General features: G+C 42.0%; 18 protein-coding genes. 14 read left to right on the top strand and 4 right to left on the bottom strand.

The genetic code is table 11. The annotated features are described in order from the left end of the window. Nucleotides 1-95: 95 nt before the first annotated feature. From dnaA to ACO6S0_RS09965, 3 genes are read left to right on the top strand one after another with little or no spacing between them, the layout of a single operon-like run. Nucleotides 96-1,520: a chromosomal replication initiator protein DnaA gene (dnaA, locus tag ACO6S0_RS09955; RefSeq protein WP_420399998.1), complete on the top strand. Its 1,425-nt coding sequence runs from the start codon at nucleotides 96-98 to the stop codon at nucleotides 1,518-1,520. Nucleotides 1,521-1,533: 13 nt separating this feature from the next. Then, a complete protein-coding gene (locus ACO6S0_RS09960) occupies nucleotides 1,534-1,986 on the top strand; it encodes a low molecular weight protein-tyrosine-phosphatase (protein ID WP_422348237.1) in 453 nt (150 codons plus the stop codon). A gap of 4 nt (nucleotides 1,987-1,990) precedes the next feature. After that, nucleotides 1,991-2,719, top strand: a complete 729-nt coding sequence (locus tag ACO6S0_RS09965; protein WP_422348238.1) for an SAM-dependent methyltransferase — start codon at nucleotides 1,991-1,993, stop codon at nucleotides 2,717-2,719. 51 nt (nucleotides 2,720-2,770) lie between these two features. Here the strand turns inward: ACO6S0_RS09965 and ACO6S0_RS09970 are convergent, their stop codons facing one another. From ACO6S0_RS09970 to dapF, 4 genes are all read right to left on the bottom strand, one after another. Further along, the gene (locus ACO6S0_RS09970) at nucleotides 2,771-3,415 is read right to left on the bottom strand and encodes a hypothetical protein (protein WP_422348239.1); all 645 of its coding nucleotides are present in this window, start codon (nucleotides 3,413-3,415) and stop codon (nucleotides 2,771-2,773) included. A gap of 159 nt (nucleotides 3,416-3,574) precedes the next feature. Beyond that, on the bottom strand, nucleotides 3,575-4,618 hold the full coding sequence (gene mltG / locus ACO6S0_RS09975) for an endolytic transglycosylase MltG (protein WP_422348240.1): 1,044 nt from the start codon (nucleotides 4,616-4,618) through the stop codon (nucleotides 3,575-3,577). Next, on the bottom strand, nucleotides 4,608-5,141 hold the full coding sequence (locus tag ACO6S0_RS09980) for a GNAT family N-acetyltransferase (protein WP_422348241.1): 534 nt from the start codon (nucleotides 5,139-5,141) through the stop codon (nucleotides 4,608-4,610). Before ACO6S0_RS09980 ends, mltG begins: the two co-directional genes overlap by 11 nt. Further along, nucleotides 5,135-5,908 (bottom strand): diaminopimelate epimerase, encoded by a 774-nt coding sequence (dapF, locus tag ACO6S0_RS09985; RefSeq protein ID WP_422351815.1) that lies wholly within the window; start codon nucleotides 5,906-5,908, stop codon nucleotides 5,135-5,137. The genes ACO6S0_RS09980 and dapF overlap by 7 nt, the downstream gene beginning before the upstream one ends. Nucleotides 5,909-6,041: 133 nt before the next feature. Between dapF and ACO6S0_RS09990 the strand changes: the two genes are divergently transcribed. The 11 genes from ACO6S0_RS09990 to ACO6S0_RS10040 all read left to right on the top strand — a co-directional run bounded on the left by ACO6S0_RS09990 (nucleotide 6,042) and on the right by ACO6S0_RS10040 (nucleotide 18,769). Next, on the top strand, nucleotides 6,042-7,433 hold the full coding sequence (locus tag ACO6S0_RS09990) for a trypsin-like peptidase domain-containing protein (RefSeq protein ID WP_422348242.1): 1,392 nt from the start codon (nucleotides 6,042-6,044) through the stop codon (nucleotides 7,431-7,433). Between the two features lie 125 nt (nucleotides 7,434-7,558). Continuing rightward, nucleotides 7,559-9,007, top strand: a complete 1,449-nt coding sequence (locus ACO6S0_RS09995) for a glyceraldehyde-3-phosphate dehydrogenase (RefSeq protein ID WP_422348243.1) — start codon at nucleotides 7,559-7,561, stop codon at nucleotides 9,005-9,007. A 106-nt stretch (nucleotides 9,008-9,113) separates the two neighbouring features. Continuing rightward, complete coding sequence (locus ACO6S0_RS10000; RefSeq protein WP_422348244.1) at nucleotides 9,114-9,716, top strand: tRNA (guanine-N1)-methyltransferase; 603 nt, start codon at nucleotides 9,114-9,116, stop codon at nucleotides 9,714-9,716. A 27-nt stretch (nucleotides 9,717-9,743) separates the two neighbouring features. Beyond that, on the top strand, nucleotides 9,744-10,184 hold the full coding sequence (locus tag ACO6S0_RS10005; RefSeq protein WP_422348245.1) for a GNAT family N-acetyltransferase: 441 nt from the start codon (nucleotides 9,744-9,746) through the stop codon (nucleotides 10,182-10,184). Nucleotides 10,185-10,216: 32 nt separating this feature from the next. Then, nucleotides 10,217-10,891, top strand: a complete 675-nt coding sequence (trmD, locus tag ACO6S0_RS10010) for a tRNA (guanosine(37)-N1)-methyltransferase TrmD (protein ID WP_422348246.1) — start codon at nucleotides 10,217-10,219, stop codon at nucleotides 10,889-10,891. 1 nt (nucleotide 10,892) lies between these two features. Next, nucleotides 10,893-11,210 (top strand): hypothetical protein, encoded by a 318-nt coding sequence (locus ACO6S0_RS10015; protein WP_422348247.1) that lies wholly within the window; start codon nucleotides 10,893-10,895, stop codon nucleotides 11,208-11,210. A gap of 131 nt (nucleotides 11,211-11,341) precedes the next feature. Next, nucleotides 11,342-11,692: a 50S ribosomal protein L19 gene (gene rplS / locus ACO6S0_RS10020; RefSeq protein WP_422348248.1), complete on the top strand. Its 351-nt coding sequence runs from the start codon at nucleotides 11,342-11,344 to the stop codon at nucleotides 11,690-11,692. 623 nt (nucleotides 11,693-12,315) lie between these two features. Further along, nucleotides 12,316-14,538, top strand: a complete 2,223-nt coding sequence (locus ACO6S0_RS10025; protein ID WP_422348249.1) for an NADP-dependent isocitrate dehydrogenase — start codon at nucleotides 12,316-12,318, stop codon at nucleotides 14,536-14,538. An 89-nt stretch (nucleotides 14,539-14,627) separates the two neighbouring features. Beyond that, nucleotides 14,628-15,437, top strand: coding sequence for a DUF4249 family protein (locus ACO6S0_RS10030; RefSeq protein WP_422348250.1), 810 nt, complete (start codon nucleotides 14,628-14,630; stop codon nucleotides 15,435-15,437). 60 nt (nucleotides 15,438-15,497) lie between these two features. Further along, entirely contained in the window at nucleotides 15,498-17,897 is a 2,400-nt protein-coding gene (locus tag ACO6S0_RS10035; RefSeq protein ID WP_422348251.1) for a TonB-dependent receptor, read from the top strand. Between the two features lie 8 nt (nucleotides 17,898-17,905). After that, nucleotides 17,906-18,769: a DUF4249 family protein gene (locus ACO6S0_RS10040; protein WP_422348252.1), complete on the top strand. Its 864-nt coding sequence runs from the start codon at nucleotides 17,906-17,908 to the stop codon at nucleotides 18,767-18,769. The last annotated feature ends 18 nt before the right edge of the window (nucleotides 18,770-18,787 follow it).

The raw sequence follows: 18,787 nt of genomic DNA on the forward strand, positions 1-18,787 counted from the left end.
TTCACATATTTGTCGCATCCAACGAGCATCCTGAAACCCTTTGATGCTTTGACCTAGAGCTTTAAAGCTAACCATTAAACTAAGGAAAAACTTTTATGAGTGTTACTGCAAATTCCGTGTGGAACAATTGTTTGGCTTTTATCCAGGATAATATCCAACCGCAGGCATTCAAAACATGGTTTGAACCTATTAAGCCTATCAAGTTAACAGATAGTGCCCTGAGCATTCAAGTTCCCAGTAAATTTTTCTATGAGTGGTTGGAAGAGCATTATGTAAAGCTTTTGAAAGTTGCCTTGACCAAGGAACTCGGAAACAATGCCAAACTTATCTACATTATTAAAATGGAAAATAAGTACGGTAACAAGGAACCGTTTACCGAGCAAATACCAAGCTCAAACCGAACTGCTGTGGGACCTCAGGAATTGGATGTGCCCATTACCTCCAAAAGTCCCGAGCTGAAGAATCCATTTGTGATTCCCGGTATTCGAAATATCAAGATTGAGTCGCAACTCAATCCCAATTACAATTTTGAAAATTTTCTGGAAGGAGATTCCAATCGCTTGGCCCGATCAGCGGGTATGGCGGTGGCCAACAAACCTGGTGGAACTTCCTTTAACCCCCTATTGGTTTTTGGTGGGGTTGGATTGGGAAAGACCCACTTGGCGCATGCCATTGGAGTTGAGATCAAGGATAAATATCCAGAAAAGACCGTACTCTATATTTCCGCTGAAAAGTTTACACAACAGTATATTGAATCCGTAAAAAAGAACACCCGAAACGATTTCATCCATTTTTATCAGCTAATAGATGTGCTGATTATTGATGACGTACAGTTCCTTTCTGGAAAATCCGGTACACAGGATGTGTTCTTCCATATTTTCAATCACCTGCACCAAAATGGCAAGCAGGTCATCTTAACATCGGACAAGGCTCCTGTAGACATGCAGGACATTGAACAGCGTTTGTTATCCCGATTCAAGTGGGGACTTTCTGCCGAACTGCAAAGTCCGGATTACGAGACCCGGGTATCCATTCTAAAGAACAAGCTGTACAGGGACGGGGTTGAAATGCCGGAGGATATCATAGATCATGTGGCCAAGAACATCAAAACCAACATTCGGGAATTGGAAGGAGCCATTATTTCGTTGATTGCACAGTCCTCCTTCAACAAACGGGAAGTGACTTTAGAGTTGGCCCAACAAGTAGTTGAGAAGTTTGTCAAGAACACCAAGCGGGAAGTTTCCATCGATTACATCCAAAAAGTGGTGTCAGATTATTTTGAAATGGATGTGGCCACCCTTCAATCCAAAACCAGGAAGCGCCATATTGTACAAGCCAGGCAATTGGCCATGTTCTTTGCCAAAAAGTTTACCAAGGCCTCATTGGCCAGCATTGGCTCCCAAATAGGAAAGCGAGATCATGCCACCGTGTTACATGCGTGCAAGACAGTAGATAATCTGGCCGAAACCGATAAGCAGTTCAGAAAGTATATTGAAGATCTGAACAAGAAATTTTCCTAATCCTTTTAATTTAATGAAAACTAAGGTTTTGATGGTCTGCTTGGGCAACATTTGCAGGTCACCATTGGCCGAAGGTGTATTGCGTTCCAAAATTGACGAAGGTGCAATATTTGTCGACTCTGCCGGGACCGCCGGATATCATGTGGGCAATGCCCCCGACAAGCGATCCATAGCTGTGGCACTAAAGCACGGAATTGATATCAGTCATCAAAAGTGTCGCAAATTTTCTGCAAATGATTTTCAGGAGTTCGATGTAATTTATGTCATGGATTTAAGTAATTTTTCCAACGTTTTACGACTTGCCAATAGCAGGGAAGATGAAAAGAAAGTAAAGTTGCTCTTGGACGAAGTGGATTTAGGTTTCAATGAAGTACCTGATCCATACTATGGTGGCCCTGATGGATTTGAAAACGTATATCAAATGGTTGATATGGCTTGTGAGGTCATCGCCCAAAAATTAAGTTGATCGGATGGAAGAAAGCAAACCTGGTCTGGTTTTAGGTAAAGTCTATTTGATTCCCACCACCTTGGGAGACAATGCCCCTTTGGAGGTTCTGCCCATTTCCATCAAACGCACCATCGAAAATATTAACCACTATGTGGTAGAAAATGAAAAGACGGCCAGGCACTTTATTAAGAAAGTAAGTCCTAGCAAACCGCAACCTAGTTTGCATATAGAAACACTGAATAAATACACGGATCCTGCTGTAATTCCATCGTATTTGGACCCCTGTATCAGTGGTCACAACATTGGAATTTTGTCCGAGGCGGGTTGCCCTGGTATTGCCGATCCAGGCGCTTCGGTAATCAAAGTGGCCCATGAAAGACGCATTCAGGTGGTTCCTTTGGTGGGGCCTTCTTCCATTTTAATGGCCATGATGAGCAGTGGAATGAACGGCCAGAACTTTGCCTTTAATGGATATTTGCCCATTGATGCCCCTGAAAGGAAATCCAAACTAAAACAATTGGAACGCTTGTCCAGGGATAGCGGGCAATCGCAAATCTTTATGGAGACTCCGTACCGAAACAGCAAATTGCTGCTGGAGCTTACCAAAACCCTGCAAAAGCAAACCAGACTCTGTATAGCTACAGACATTACATTGCCCACCGAATTTATACAGACCAAAAGCGTCCATGAATGGAGTGAAATGAAAATAGACCTGAACAAACGACCCACTATCTTTATTATTCAGGCATAAAAAAAGCCCAAGGACAAACCTTGGGCCATATTACTTACTTAAAAAACTTAACTAAATTTTCGCATTTCTTTTTTGCTCAATGGAACAGATGTCAAATCCTGAGAATTTTCTCATGTAATACGAAATGTTACTTCCATAAGCATCTGCAACATCGTTCTTTCCATAGGATCTCAGGTATTTTTTTACATTTCCGGCTCCAGCCAAATGGGCTGCTGCCAAAATACCGGATTCGGTGATAACCGTACCTCGGATTCGTTTCCCGTTGTACAGTTTTATGTACCGTCTAAGTATCCATTTGTTCCTCGCAACATTTGTTTCAAAAACCTTTTCTTGCAATTGCGGGTCGTTCAGAAAACTTATGGAATCATAGACACCCAATAATTTAAGCGTCCCCACTCCAAACTGGTATTTTCCAAGATACCCCAAGGTATTGATAACGTCATATCTTCCTTGCGACTCCTTAAATGCCAAGGCTTCTTTAAAACCATTATAGGCATTCCCTAAAAAAGGTGGGGTCACTAGGTCGTCTTCCTGGATTTCCAAAGGCTCCTCGAGCACTACGGTCTCCACATTGATTCTTGTTTTCAACGAATCCGGAATCTTGTAGTCCACTTTTTTAGTAGTGGTATACGAGACAAAACTCGTTAAAATCACAACCATGGCAAGATGCAGTATAAAACCAATCCATCTTTTCATAATTCACATATTTAATGATTCAAAGCACATTTGCTATGAAATTAAATTTGGCCGGCAAATATAGGGGGAGACTTTATTTTAACAATAATAAAGCTCATAAGAATTTCTTAATTGTGGCCCAAATAACGTTAAAAGGCTGAAAATTAACGGTAAGCGGTACTATCTACGGACATTTTGCTGATTTAGCCAACGGATGTATTGCACCTTATTTCGGTTGTGTTGCGCAAGGGTTTCGGCAAACATATGATAGCCAAAATTGGATACATCAGCCACAAAATAGAGATAATCGTGTTTTTCAGGGTTCAAAACGGCTTCTATGGAAGTTATGTCCGGCATGGTGATCGGACCCGGGGGAACTCCAGCGTTTTTATAGGTGTTATAAGGAGAATCAATCTCCAAATCCCGATACAGGACTCTTTTTATAATGGTATCGTAATTCCCTGTCTCTTTTTTGATGGCAAAAATCACGGTTGGATCCGCTTGGAGCAAAATGCCCTTTTTAATTCGATTCAGGTAAACACCAGCTACTCTTGGACGCTCATCAGATTTTACGGTCTCTTTCTGTACTATAGCTGCCAAGGAAATGGCCTGGGTAGCTGTTAGATTTTGCTTTTTGGCCTTCTCCAATCGTTCTTCCGTCCAAAACCTTTTATATTCCTTATACATTCTATCCCGAAAACCATCACCACTGGTATTCCAAAAGAATTCATAGGTGTTGGGCAGGTACATGGCCAATTTGGTATCTTCATTAAAACCTGCTTCTCCCAAAAACTGGGCGTCATTAAATGCTTTCAACAAGGACAAGCTATCAGCTTCTATCTGTTCAGCAACCCTTCCAGCCAAAGCCTCCACAGATTCTTGATTATTAAATGATACTCTTACGGGAATGTTTTGGCTTCTAAGGGTATTGATCATGTCATTATTGCTCATCCCCTTTTTAATGACATATTTTCCTCCTTTGACGTTGGAAGAATACCCTTTTCGGTCTGCAACTGCCTCAAAACTGGACCAATCCTTCAACAAAGGTTCCAAACTTTTTCTAACATCCGATAAATTGGCATCAGAAGCAATGTATACGAAAGCCTCCTCATTGTTAAATTGGGTATTGGGACTGAAAATGGCACTATAAATTTGGTACGCAAAAAAACCACAAACAATCAGACCTAGGATGGCCGCGGCCCAGAGCACTCTTTTAAGATGCATTATTATTGATTTTTTGGAACATTAGTTCGTTCTTGAACCCTTTGTTGGTTCTTATCCACTCTTTTTTAACCCCAATTTGGTCAAATCCCAACTTCTGGAACAAATGGATACTAGGTTTGTTTTCCTCTAAAATATTGGCATAAAGCTGGTGAAGGTCCAGCGTGGTAAAAGCGTAATTGCAGAGGATTTCGATTGCTTCCGCACCCCAACCCTTATTCCGATCCCCAGGTTTGGCAATTACAATTCCCATTCCCGCTCGCTTGTTCTTGGGGTCAAAATCAAATAAATCAATCAAGCCTACACATTGGTCATCCGGTGTGCAGATGCATAAGCGCAATTGTTTTACCTCAAAAATGTCCCTATGGGCATTGTCCAGATATAGTCGGAGCACTTTTTTGGAATAGGGTTTCAGCGTACCACTGATTTCCCAGATGGAGGTGTCATTTTCCAGTTGGTACAGGAAATCCAAATCTTTGGGCTCCAAAGCTCTTAGATAAATATGTTTGCCGTCCAACTTCACCATGATACTTTGCCATTAAATACCATTTGGGCAGGTCCCTGGAGGTAGATGTCTGTATACGAACCATTTTGCTGGTCAAAACTTATGGTCAAATCTCCACCTGGTGTCTTGATATGCACTTCGTTGGATTCAGTTTTCCCAGTTTTGTGCATGGCAATGGCCACAGCAGTAACACCAGTACCACAGGAAAGTGTCTCGTCCTCCACCCCTCTCTCATACGTCCGAACCCCAAAGGTGTTCGCATCGGCTTGTTCCACAAAGTTGATATTGCTCCCAGCCTTGCCATAGAGTCCGTACCTCAGCTTGGCCCCTTCTTTGGTTACATTGAATTTTTCGAGCTCATGAACCAGTTGCACATGGTGGGGTGAACCGGTATCCAAAAAGCTATAGGCATCCTTTTGGCGAACTTCTTCCACATCGTGCATTTTTAAGGTGACTATATCTCCTTTTATGGTCGCCGTATGAAGTCCATCAATGGCCTTGAAGGTGGTCTGTTCCTCAATTATCCCTAGAAACTTGGCAAAAGCAACGGCACATCTACCTCCATTCCCGCACATGCTTTGACTCCCATCCGAGTTATAATAATTCATATAAAAATCGGACACATCGTCAGTTTCAAGCAAAATAAGGCCATCCGCACCCACACCAAATCTACGGTCGCACAATTGCGAAATGATTTTGGTATTATTTTTGGGAAAAATATCCTGGCGATTGTCAATTACAACAAAATCGTTCCCGGTTCCTTGGTATTTGTAAAAATCCAGTTGCATACTTCTCTGCAAAGGAACAAATATAGGGTATTCTTTAAGGATTTTTTTGTAGTTAAAAACGAGTTAAACCGACAAAGCCATTATAGGATTCATTTAATTTTGTTGAAGCTGAATGTTAAATTTTTACTGAATTATGAAAAGAATAGCCGGTTTATTCCTAGTAAGCCTCTTTGCAGGGGCCATTACCTTGGGAGCATACAAATTATTTTTTGAAGAAGACAATTATAAATGGGTGCAGGCAGATCAAAATGCGCCAATACTAAGTACCAGTACCCTATCCACCTCGGCCAAAGGTGCCGGTATTAATGAAGTGGATTTCACCGTAGCCGCAGAAAAGACGGTCAATGCCGTGGTACACGTGAAAAATTTGAGCACCCATAAAGGTTCCAATAGTTTATCTGATTTCTTTTACGGATTTGAGCGCCAACAGACCCCGCAAATAGGAACAGGTTCTGGAGTTATTATTTCCCCGGATGGTTTTATCGTTACCAATAATCATGTAATTGCCAATGCCAGTCAATTGGAAGTGACATTAAACAATAAGAAAACTTATGAAGCCGAGGTTATTGGTGCCGATTCCAATACCGATATTGCTTTGTTGAAGATTGATGTAGATCGCCCGCTGCCCTACTTGGCCTTCGGGGACTCGGACAATTCCCGTGTTGGGGAATGGGTGCTTGCCGTAGGTAATCCATTTAGTCTAACCTCTACAGTTACTGCAGGTATCGTCAGTGCCAAGGCCCGTTCCTTAGGAAGAAACCAGAGTTTTATTCAAACAGATGCCGCGGTAAATCCAGGAAATAGCGGAGGTGCCTTGGTAAACACCAATGGTGACCTTATTGGCATTAATACTGCTATTACCTCTCAAACAGGATCTTATGTGGGCTATGCCTTTGCCGTTCCAAGTAATATTGCAAAGAAAGTGGTAGAGGATATTATGGAGTTTGGAAATGTACAACGCGGTCTATTGGGAATTTCCGCGGCCAATGTAAACTCGCAAGCTGCAATTGAATTAGGCTTGGATGAAATTGAAGGGGTATATATCTCCCAAGTTTCTGAGGATTCCGGTGCCGAAGAAGCTGGTTTGCAAGAAGGTGATATCATTAAACAAGTTGACAATATTCTGGTTCGTAAATTCTCTGAACTAACCGGATATTTATCTTCTAAGAGACCCGGGGACACCGTTGATGTTGTAGTGGACAGGGATGGCAATAAATTGACCAAGAAGGTGACCTTGAAAAAGCAGCAAACCATCATTTTGCCAACAACTGGGTTTATGGTCAAGAATCTTTCCGATGAAGACAAAAAGACCTTTGGGGTCAAAAAAGGTGTCAAGATTATTGATGTGCCGGAAGGCTATGGAAGGTATGATTTGAAAAATAAGGTAATCATTGCAGTGGATGACAATGAGATCACCAACATAGATGATGCGCGTGAGCATTTTGGGGAAATCTCAAGATATGGGCGAACAAGCTTCACTATGATCAACGAAAAAGGAGAAAAAGAGCGATTAATTTTACAATAATCGCAATTCTTTGAAGACTTGAAAAAGCACCCTTTAAGGGTGCTTTTTTATTGTCAAAACCTTTTACGAAAACGTTTGAAATATATAATTTAGCCGCAAACTTAAAACTCTAGCAACTAAATCCTATGGGAGATATCAAGTCTTACGAAAAAGAGCTCGCATTTCAAGCCGATCGTAGAAAAGCTACCACCGAATTCATCAAGATCATCAGTGATCTTTGGTACGACAAGGCCATTGAAGTGGTGCTTTTCAAAAATCAAATCATAGACAAAAATGTGAGCGACATCATCAACCTGCACGAGTATGCAGGTGAATTTGTCCAAAAGCCCATTTCCATTTTTGATTCCGTGGAAATTCTTCGGGCCATTAACGATATCAACCTTCCCCCAGCCAAACTGGATATTGGAAAACTGACCTATGAATACCATTCCGAAGATAATACACACCTCAATGTAAAGGCCTTTGTACTGGAGAAACTCAAGGATGCGCAGGCTTCCAAGGAAATCAAGCCCAAAGATGTGGTACTTTATGGGTTTGGCCGCATTGGTAGATTGGTCGCAAGAGAGCTTATGGCAAAAACCGGAAGAGGTAGCCAATTAAGATTAAGAGCTGTTGTAGTACGAGGTGAATTGTCACACGAAATTTTGGAAAAACGTGCGGCCCTGTTGAAAACAGACTCTGTGCATGGACAATTTATGGGAACCGTGGATGTGGATGCAGTGAATGAGGCCCTGATTGTAAACGGAACCACGGTCAAGTTTATCAGTGCAGACAAACCAGAATCCATTGACTACACCAAACACGGAATCTTCAATGCATTGATCATAGACAATACAGGAGCTTTTAGGGATAAGGAAGCACTTTCCAGACATTTGGAAGCCAAAGGAGCCAGCCGAGTATTACTTACTGCCCCAGGAAAAGAGGTTCCGAACATTGTACATGGAGTGAACCATTCCGAGTTTAATCCTGAAAAAACCAAAATTTACTCTGCAGCATCCTGTACCACCAACGCCATCACTCCGGTCCTAAAGGTCATAGAGGATTCCCTCGGCATTAAAAAAGGACATTTGGAGACCATACACGCCTACACCAATGACCAGAACTTGGTGGATAATATGCACAAAAAGTATCGTAGGGGTCGTGCTGCCGCCCTAAACATGGTCATAACAGAAACCGGAGCTGGTGCTGCTGTTGCCAAAGCCTTACCTTCCTTAAAAGGCAAACTGACTTCCAACGCCATTCGTGTACCGGTACCCAATGGCTCCTTGGCCATTCTTCATCTCGAAGTCAAGAATAAGACCTCCAAGGAAAGCTTGAACACCATTTTGAAAAAGTACGCACTGGAAGGAGATTTGGTGGAACAGATCAAATATTCCCTGAGCAATGAACTGGTATCTTCTGATATTGTTGGTGCCTCTGCCCCATCCATCTATGATAGTCAGGCCACCCTGGTATCCGCAGATGGAAAAAGTGTGGTATTATATATATGGTATGATAACGAGTACGGATACTCCCATCAGGTGATCAGATTGGCAAAGTACATTGCCAAAGTTAGACGCTATACCTATTATTAAACATTTTTGGGGTTGGTAGGTGCTCCCATGGGCAATTTTCTTTTGAATTTTAGTTTATTGGTGTAATTTCGCCCTACCCTTAATCTATAATTAAAGAACATTGACCATGAGAAGATTACGATATTTATTCGCCCTAGCTTTACTAACCCCTTTATTGACCTTATCTGCGCAACAAAGCGATCAGAATGAAGAAGATCAATCCTTGGTGGGCCAATTCCAACGATTGGAGAAAAAATCCGGTAACTATAGGGCCAATGGTATTCGATATGAGGTAATTCGGCTTGTGGATTTGAATCGAATCAAAGAAAACATATTTGATTCCATAAACACCGCCAACAAGTCCATCAAAGACCTCTCTGCTACCATTACCAATAACAAATCGGAAATAGAAGACCTCAATGCTAGGCTGCAAGAAACTTCGAACAGTCTAAAAACGGTCACTTCAGAGAAAGATAGCATGTCCTTTTTTGGAGCACAGGTTAGCAAAGGCACATACAAACTTATTCTTTGGGGAATTATAGTTGGCTTGCTCCTTTTCTTGCTCCTGTTTATCTATAGGTTCAGGAATAGCAATGTTCTAACCAGTCAGGCCAAGGAGGCACTGGCCGATCTTGAAAAGGAATTTGAGGAACACAGACGTCGCGCATTGGAACGCGAGCAGAAAATTAGCCGACAACTTCAGGACGAACTGAACAAAAACAAAAAGTAACAAAGTCCACTTTTAAGGTTCTAAGGAATGATCAAACAAGCTACAGCCTTGGATGTTGACCTTATCGCTCCCCTATTTGATGCCTACCGCGTTTTTTATGGACAGGAATCGGATGTAGAGGCAGCAAAGAATTTTCTTTTGGAACGATTTAGAAAAGGGGAAAACGTTATTTTCCTTGCCTTGGAAAATGAAATCCCAGTGGGTTTTACCCAATTGTACGCTACCTTTTCTTCCGTTTCCATGCAGCAGTTTTACATTTTGAACGATTTGTTTGTAGCTCCGGAAGTAAGAAAAAAGGGCATAGGCGAACAACTCTTGAACCATGCCAAGGAATTTTGCCAGTTGAAAAATGGCAAAGGACTCGCTTTGGAAACAGCCACAGATAATCCAGCCCAAAAACTATATGAACGACTGGGTTGGGAAAAGGATGAGGGGTATCTGCATTACTTTTGGAAAAACCCACAATAGGGTATCCACAATACTTCTTTATTTTTGTGCCCATGCAGATAGATATTATAACGGTCTTACCGGAGTTAATGCAGAGTCCATTCAACGCCTCTATCCTTAATAGGGCCAAGGAAAAAGGCTTGGTGGAAGTTCATTTCCATAATCTTCGGGATTATACTACGGGAAATTACAAGCAGGTGGATGACTACCAATTTGGGGGTGGCGCTGGAATGGTACTCATGATTGAGCCGATTGACAAGTGTATCTCCCAACTCAAAGCCAAAAGGGAATACGATGAAGTCATTTATATGACACCCGATGGGGGTACTTTAAATCAGGGAATTGCCAATGAACTTTCCCTAAAACAAAACTTGATTATTTTATGCGGACATTATAAAGGTGTGGATCAGCGGGTCAGGGATATGTTTGTTACCCGTGAAATCTCCATAGGTGACTATGTATTGTCTGGAGGAGAATTGGCCGCTGCGGTACTTTGCGATGCCGTGATACGATTATTGCCCGGGGTACTGAATGATGAAACCTCTGCCTTGACCGATACCTTCCAAGATAATTTACTGGCACCCCCTGTGTATACCAGACCTTCCAACTATAAAGGACAAGAAGTTCCAGAAATATTGCTAAGCGGGGATTTTCCCAAGATAGAAAAATGGAGGGAGGAGCAAGCTTTGGAACGCACGACAAAAAAACGACCTGATTTATTGAAATAGTATGGACGATTCTTATACACTTTTTTTCGCTTTGGGCTCCATATTGGGTACCCTTGCCCAATTGGCCGTAATTGTAGGGTGCATTGTTCTGGTGACCAAACAAAAAAACGCTGGTACCTTGCTCATGCTTGTTGGAAGTATACTAACCTTGGTTTTTAACATCCTCAATTTCTCTGGAACCCTTTTTGCAGGGCATAGGGGTGCGGATTCCATTTTGTCCTGGACAAAGGTATTTGCCGTTATTGGGCCACTCCCCTACATCCTATTTGGTATTGGCCTGCTGGTTTATGCGATCGGGCATGTCCGAAAATCGGCGTAAGACGGGAATCAGTTGTAAAAAGCAAAAAAGCCCTTGTCAATTCTAAATATTGCATTACTTTTGCAATCGCAAAATCAACCTCTGACGAGACTCGTGAAAGTTGATCTTGTAAAACATTAAAAAAGCATATCATGGAATCCTTAATAAAATTTGTTGAAGACGAATTTGTTCCAAAAAAAGACTTTCCAAAATTTTCATCTGGTGACACCATTACGGTATACTACGAAATTAAGGAAGGCGAAAAAACACGTACCCAGTTCTTTAAAGGAGTAGTGATCCAAAGAAGGGGATCAGGAGCTACTGAGACCTTTACTATCAGAAAAATGTCAGGAACCGTGGGTGTGGAAAGAATTTTCCCAATCAACATGCCAGCACTTCAACGCATTGAGGTGAACAAAAAAGGTAAGGTTCGTAGATCTAGAATCTTCTATTTTAGAGGGCTTACCGGTAAAAAGGCACGCATCAAGGAAGTTCGGGGATAAACCCACTTTCCTTAGTAAAACATCAAGCACCCAATTTGGGTGCTTTTTTTATGAACAATTGTTAATAACCATAGTTCATACATTGTTGATTTTTAATCGCTTACAAAATTTGGATATCTGACAGTTTATTCTAATTTAGTCAAACAAATACGAAGGAGAGCAATCGAGCTCGTGTTTGATTTTAAAGTTGACGTTCTTTAAAAACTGATGTTTCCCTTTGAATTGGTAACACTACTGATCACTAAAGGAATTTCGAAGGAGGTAACGCCTCGGTGGAACCTAAATAGAAATGAGAAATCCTATGTGCGGGCGAGAGAGCAATTTTTCGTTTTGATAGGATTTAGGAAACCATTAGGACACTTTACAAGATGTTGTTTAGTTGCAAAATTAAAGGCATAGTGTTGAGTAAACGTCAAGGGAGCAACGGATGCAATCAATGGTTGCAATTTTGCGGCAACGCAGAACAAAATCTTTTAGCTCCTTTCAGAAAGCCATATCAATGTTTCGACATAGATATGGCTTTTGTTTTTACAATCCCTCCAAAATCACACTTTTCGTCAAATCGCTTAGTATACCAACAGCCATAAATTGTATATTTGCACCGCTCAAATAAAAACACCTAGATGGCTAAGATTTTTTATACGAAGACTGATGAAGCTCCAGCCTTGGCAACACAGTCATTTTTACCCATTGTAAAAGCCTTTACAAATACCGCAAACATTGAAATTGAAACCAAGGATATTTCCTTGGCCGGTCGGATTGCAGCCGTATTTCCGGAATTTTTGAACGAGGGTCAGCAGATTTCGGACGACTTGAAAATCTTGGGGGATTTGGCCAAAACCCCTGAAGCCAACATCATAAAATTGCCCAATATCAGTGCTTCCATTCCTCAATTAAAGGAAGCCATAGAAGAATTGCAACAAAAGGGATACAACTTACCTGACTACCCGGATGAACCTCAAAATGATGAGGAAAAAGCCATCAAAGACCGATACGATAAAGTAAAGGGAAGTGCTGTAAATCCAGTACTTCGTGAAGGTAACTCAGACAGGCGAGCCCCGAAAGCCATTAAAAACTACGCCAAGAAAAATCCACACACCATGGGAGCTTGGTCCGCAGACTCCAAGACCCATGTAGCCACCATGGATCATGGTGACTTCCGAAACAATGAAAAGTCGTTGACCTTGTCCAGTGCCGATGATGTTCGGATTGAGTTGGTCGATGCCAGTGGTAAGGCAACCGTCTTAAAGGAGAAAGTAGTTCTTCAAAAAGGCGAGGTTATAGATGCCACGGTGATGAGCAAAAAGGCATTGGTAGACTTCCTAACCAAGGAAATAGCCAATGCCAAGGAAGAAAACCTTTTACTCTCCCTTCATTTCAAGGCTACCATGATGAAGGTTTCCGACCCCATTATTTTTGGGCATGCTTTGGAAGCTTACTTCTCTAATTTGTTTACCGAATACAAGGACACTTTTGAGGAATTGGGCATAAATGCCAATAACGGTTTGGAAACCTTGTTGGACAAACTACAGGAACTTCCCGCTGCCAAACGCGAAGAAATTGAACAGGCCGTTGCCAAAAGTATAGCAAATGGACCTGATTTGGCCATGGTAAATTCGGATAAGGGAATTACCAACCTTCATGTCCCCAGTGACGTAATCATCGACGCTTCCATGCCCGCCATGATCAGAACTTCTGGGAAAATGTGGAACAAGGATGGCGAGCTACAAGACACCAAGGCCGTCATTCCAGACAGCAGCTACGCCGGTGTTTATCAGGCCACTATTGATTTTTGTAAAGAAAACGGAGCCTTTGACCCAACCACTATGGGTACCGTTCCCAATGTAGGCCTAATGGCTCAAAAAGCCGAGGAATACGGTTCCCATGACAAGACTTTTGAGATTCCGACCGCAGGAACCGTACGTGTTGTTAGTAATTCTGATAATAGTACACTTGTAGAGCATGCTGTGGAGGAAGGTGACATTTGGAGAATGTGTCAAGTAAAGGATGCCCCTGTACAGGATTGGGTAAAACTTGCCGTTTCCAGGGCAAGGGCCACTAGTACTCCTGCTGTATTTTGGCTGGACAAGGACAGAGCACATGATGCCGAATTGATCACCAAAGTAAACGAGTATCTCAAAGACCATGACACCAACGGTTTGGAAATCCACATCCTCTCCCCTGTTGAGGCTACAAAATTCACTTTGCAACGCGTAAAGGAGGGCAAGGATACCATTTCGGTCTCCGGAAATGTACTGCGTGATTATCTTACGGACCTGTTCCCAATTTTGGAGGTGGGCACTAGTGCCAAGATGTTATCCATAGTTCCCTTGATGAATGGTGGAGGTCTCTTTGAAACAGGTGCTGGAGGTTCCGCACCCAAACACGTGGAGCAGTTTTTGGAAGAAGGTCACCTGCGATGGGATTCCCTTGGGGAGTTCTTGGCTCTGGGGGTTTCCTTGGAATTCTACGGAGAGAAAAATCAAAACAAAAAGGCCTCAGTGCTGGCCGATACTTTGGACAAGGCCACAGAAAAGTTTTTGGACAACGATAAATCCCCTTCCCGAAAAGTAAATGAGCTTGATACCCGCGGAAGTCATTTTTACCTATGTCTCTATTGGGCTGAACAGTTGGCTGAGCAAAACGAAGACGCAGAACTTAAGGCTATTTTTGGAGGTATTTTGGCGGAGCTCAACAGCAATGAGGCAAAAATCGCCCAAGAGTTGATTGATGCCCAAGGTGCAAGTGTCGATGTTGGAGGGTACTATCTTCCAGATGCGGATTTGGCATCAAAGGCCATGAGACCAAGCGAAACCTTGAATACAATTCTTGCTAGACTAAGCTAATACTGCTTTTTTGGTTTAAAAAGTCTATCGCATCCTAGCTGATATTTAAAAAAAGACTATTTTGGGCCTTAGTCCCAAATCGTTTCAGTTTGAAAAACAGAATATTTCTTCTTCTGGTTTTTCTTCTAAATATCGGTTGTGAGGATGTCATAGAACTAGACCTACCCACCCACAAACCTCAATTGGTGATTGATGCACTCATTGGTTATAACGATACCAATGGGCAATCTGTAACCTCTGGTGAAGTCAAATTGACCCTCACTACTTCATTTTTTGAAGAAATAGTACCTGCCGAAAATGCCACGGTTTCCATTATTGATATGGCAACTATACAATCTTATACACTAATTGAAAATGAACCTGGAATTTTTGACTCCGGATTTCCAGAATTGCAATTCAACCGGGAATATATGCTCCGAATTACTTTTAATGGAGAGATTTATACGGCAACCGAACAGCTGGTTAAGTCAACCGTCATTGAAAAGTTGGAACAGGATGATGGTTTTTTGTTTGATGAAAACGAGACGGAGGTAAAAGTAACATTCACAGACCTTCCTGGAGAAAGAAATCATTATTTGTTTGCTTTTGGTTGGAACAATTATCTTGTGGTCGAAGATGAGTTTTTTCAAGATGAACAGCTCACGTTCTCCTATTTTTATGATAAACTGAAACCAGGAAAGTTGATTTCCGTAACCCTTTTCGGTGTGGACCAGGAATTTGCCAATTATGCTAAACAATTGCTGGAACAATCTGGGCAAGACATGGGAAGTGGTGGGCCATTTGCAGTACCCCCTTCTGCGGTAAGAGGCAATATAATCAATCACACCAATCCAGAAAATTTTGCTCTTGGGTATTTCGCCCTGGGTGAATTTGACACCCAACTGTTAACCATTCAATAGTGGTAGTAATACTTTTTTATAAATCAACCATATTCTATAAATTGTAGTAAAATCTCTTGTATGCTTCAACGATTACTGGTTTCCTTGCTGCTCATCTCCTTACATTCCGGTTGGGCTCAAGTTCAAAAGACGTACACACTTAGTGGTACAGTTTCAGAAGAAAAAAGTAACGAAACCTTAATCGGGGTCACTATAGCCTTCCCAAGTTTAAATACAGGGGTTGCCACCAACGAGTATGGCTTTTTTTCCATAACCTTACCCGAGGGTGAGTATGAGGTGGTTGTCAGCTATTTGGGATACCAGGATATTAGAGAGACTATAAGTCTACGCTCCAACATTAAAAGGGATTTTAATCTTGCTGAAGCTGTGGAAGAGTTGGATGAAGTGGTGGTAACGGACAATGCAGGGCGCTTGGATATCCGGAAACCCCAAATGAGTGTCAATACTTTGGCCGTACAAACCATAAAGCAAATACCAGTTGTCCTAGGTGAGGCAGATGTCATTAAATCTTTGGTGCTGCTTCCAGGGGTCACTAATGCTGGAGAAGCTTCGTCCGGATTTAATGTTCGTGGGGGTGCTGCCGATCAGAATTTAATCTTATTGGATGAAGCCACAATTTTTAATTCTTCCCACCTCTTTGGGTTCTTTTCGGTTTTTAATCCAGATGCCATTAAAGACGTAAAATTGTTCAAAGGAGGAATTCCCGCCAGGTACGGTGGTAGGGTGTCATCGGTATTGGAAATTTTTCAGAAAGAAGGTAACAGTAAAGAACTTAAGGTGAATGGAGGTATTGGTGCGGTAGCCAGTAGATTGTTGGTAGAAGGCCCCATCATAGAAGACCGAACGGCCTTTTTGGCTGGAGGAAGAGCTTCCTATGCGCATTTGTTCCTTCCTTTGTTTGATGTGGACAACAAAGCCTATTTCTATGACTTGAATACCAAATTCAACCATAAAATCAATGAGCGGAACAGCATCTTCCTATCCGGATATTTTGGCAGGGATTTGTTTAGCATCAGCGATAGTTTTGTAAACACCTACGGGAATGCCGTGGGGAATTTTAGATGGAACCACCTGTTCTCTGATAAATTGTTTTCCAATTTGTCCCTGATTTATTCGGATTATTTCTATGGTCTGGAACTGGATTTTGTGGGATTTGAATGGGATTCAGGTATTCAGAATTTCAACCTAAAGTATGACCTCAAAAACTATGTCAGCGATAAAATTCAGGTGAATTATGGGATCCACAATACCTATTACGTGTTCAATCCAGGAAAGATAAAGCCCAACAGCCCCGATTCTGGGATTTTAGAGGAACAGTTGACAAAAAAATACGCTAATGAAAATGCAATTTATCTGGATATAGAAAATAAAATATCGGACAGGCTAAGTATGGAATACGGGCTTAGGGTAAGTCAGTTCAACAGGTTGGGTCAAGATGAATTCTATCAATATGAAAACAATCAGCCCGTTGTTTTTGATCCCTTTACCTTAACCTATCAGGAGGCCATTCCCAGAGACACCCTGCGGCCCGGGAGAGGAGGAACCTTGAAAAAATTCGGGAAATTGGAACCCCGGATTTCCATGTCCTATAATTTTAATGGACAAAGCTCTATCAAGGCCAGTTACACCAAGCTAGCCCAATATTTGCATTTGCTTTCCAACACCAGCTCTCCCACTCCCTTGGATGTTTGGACGCCTAGTGGCCCCTTTATTGAACCGCAGTTTTTGGATCAATATGCGGTGGGCTATTTTAGGAACATTGATGGTGGAGCATATTCCCTTGAGGTAGAGGCTTATTACAAAGACATCCAAAATAGAATTGATTACATAGACGGTGCCAATCTCATAGCCAACAATGCCATAGAACAAGTTATCCTCAATGGGGAGGCGCGGGCCTATGGCTTGGAGTTGTTGCTGCGCAAGAATGAAGGTCGATTGAAGGGTTGGTTGGCTTACACCCTTTCCAGGTCGGAACAACGAACCCCTGGCCGTGAACCCACTTTTGATAACGGTAGGTCCAATATGGAGACGGGGATTAACTTAGGCCAATGGTACAGTACACCTTATGACAAGACACACGATCTTGCCCTTTACGGTAGCTTTGATTTGAACGAACGCTGGAATTTCAATGCCAATTTTATCTATCAAACAGGACAACCCACCAACTATCCTATTGGGCAATTTGAGTTCCAAGGTTTGGTTATCCCCTATTATGGTTTAAGAAATGAGGAAAGGCTGCCGGATTACCACCGATTGGATTTATCGGTCACTTTAAAACCTAGGCCTGCAGTAAATAAGAAACTAAAATCCGAATGGGTGTTCAGTGTTTACAATGTATACAATAGATTGAATGCGGCCTCCATCAACTTTAGGCAGAACCAGGATACCGGTAGAAACGAGGCTATTCGAACCTCTATTTTTGGAATTGTTCCAGCTATAACCTATAATTTTAAGTTTTAAAACAGCTTATGAAAAAGATATCCCCATACCTGTTTTTTCTCTTCTTGCTGTTTTCATGTGAAGATGTAATTGAAGTGGATGTTCCCGCGGAAGAACCCAGATTAATTGTTGAGGCCCTAATCAGGTTAGATCCCAATGATTCTTTCCATATGCCAGTGGTCAAAGTATCATTGACGAGTTCCTTTTTTGGAAGTATTCCGCTAACAGGGCTTAGAGATATAACTATTATAAATCTTAGCCTTCCCACTGCGGGTGGTGGAAACTTCATTGTCCTGGAAGAAACGGCGCCAGGCTCAGGAGAGTACCAAGACCCGGACCCAGTGCCCACCCGATTTTTTGAAGGTGGGGAACTTTTACTGCAGTTGGAACATGAGGGGCGTCGTTATTTTGCTCGAACGTTTTATGTGCTTTCCGCACCCATGGAAGACCTGCAACAGGGGGATGAGACCCTCTTTGATGATGATGACATTGAACTCGAGGTCACCATCACAGATGATGGCACAGCGGACAACTTCTACGTGATGGACTACGGTGAAGGAGAATTTTTGGCATTGGAGGATAAGTTCTTTAACGGGCAACAATTTAGTTTCTCCTTTTTTCCGGAACGAACATTGAATCCTGGCGACGAAGTAACTGTAAGTATCATGGGGGCCGACCGTGATTTTTTCAACTATATGGACCTATTGGTGGAACAAACTACGGACAATCAAGGTGTTTTTGAAACTCCAGTGGCCACGGCAAGGGGAAATATCTTTGATGTCACGGACCTGGACAATATTGACCTGTTTGACAATGTACAACAACCTGATGTATTTCCTTTAGGTTATTTTGCGGTAGTTCAGGAATACAAACGCACCATTACCATAGAATGATTTTTGTTTAATATCGAA

The sequence above is a fragment of the Flagellimonas sp. genome (genome assembly GCF_965233845.1).
Classification (GTDB): domain Bacteria; phylum Bacteroidota; class Bacteroidia; order Flavobacteriales; family Flavobacteriaceae; genus Flagellimonas.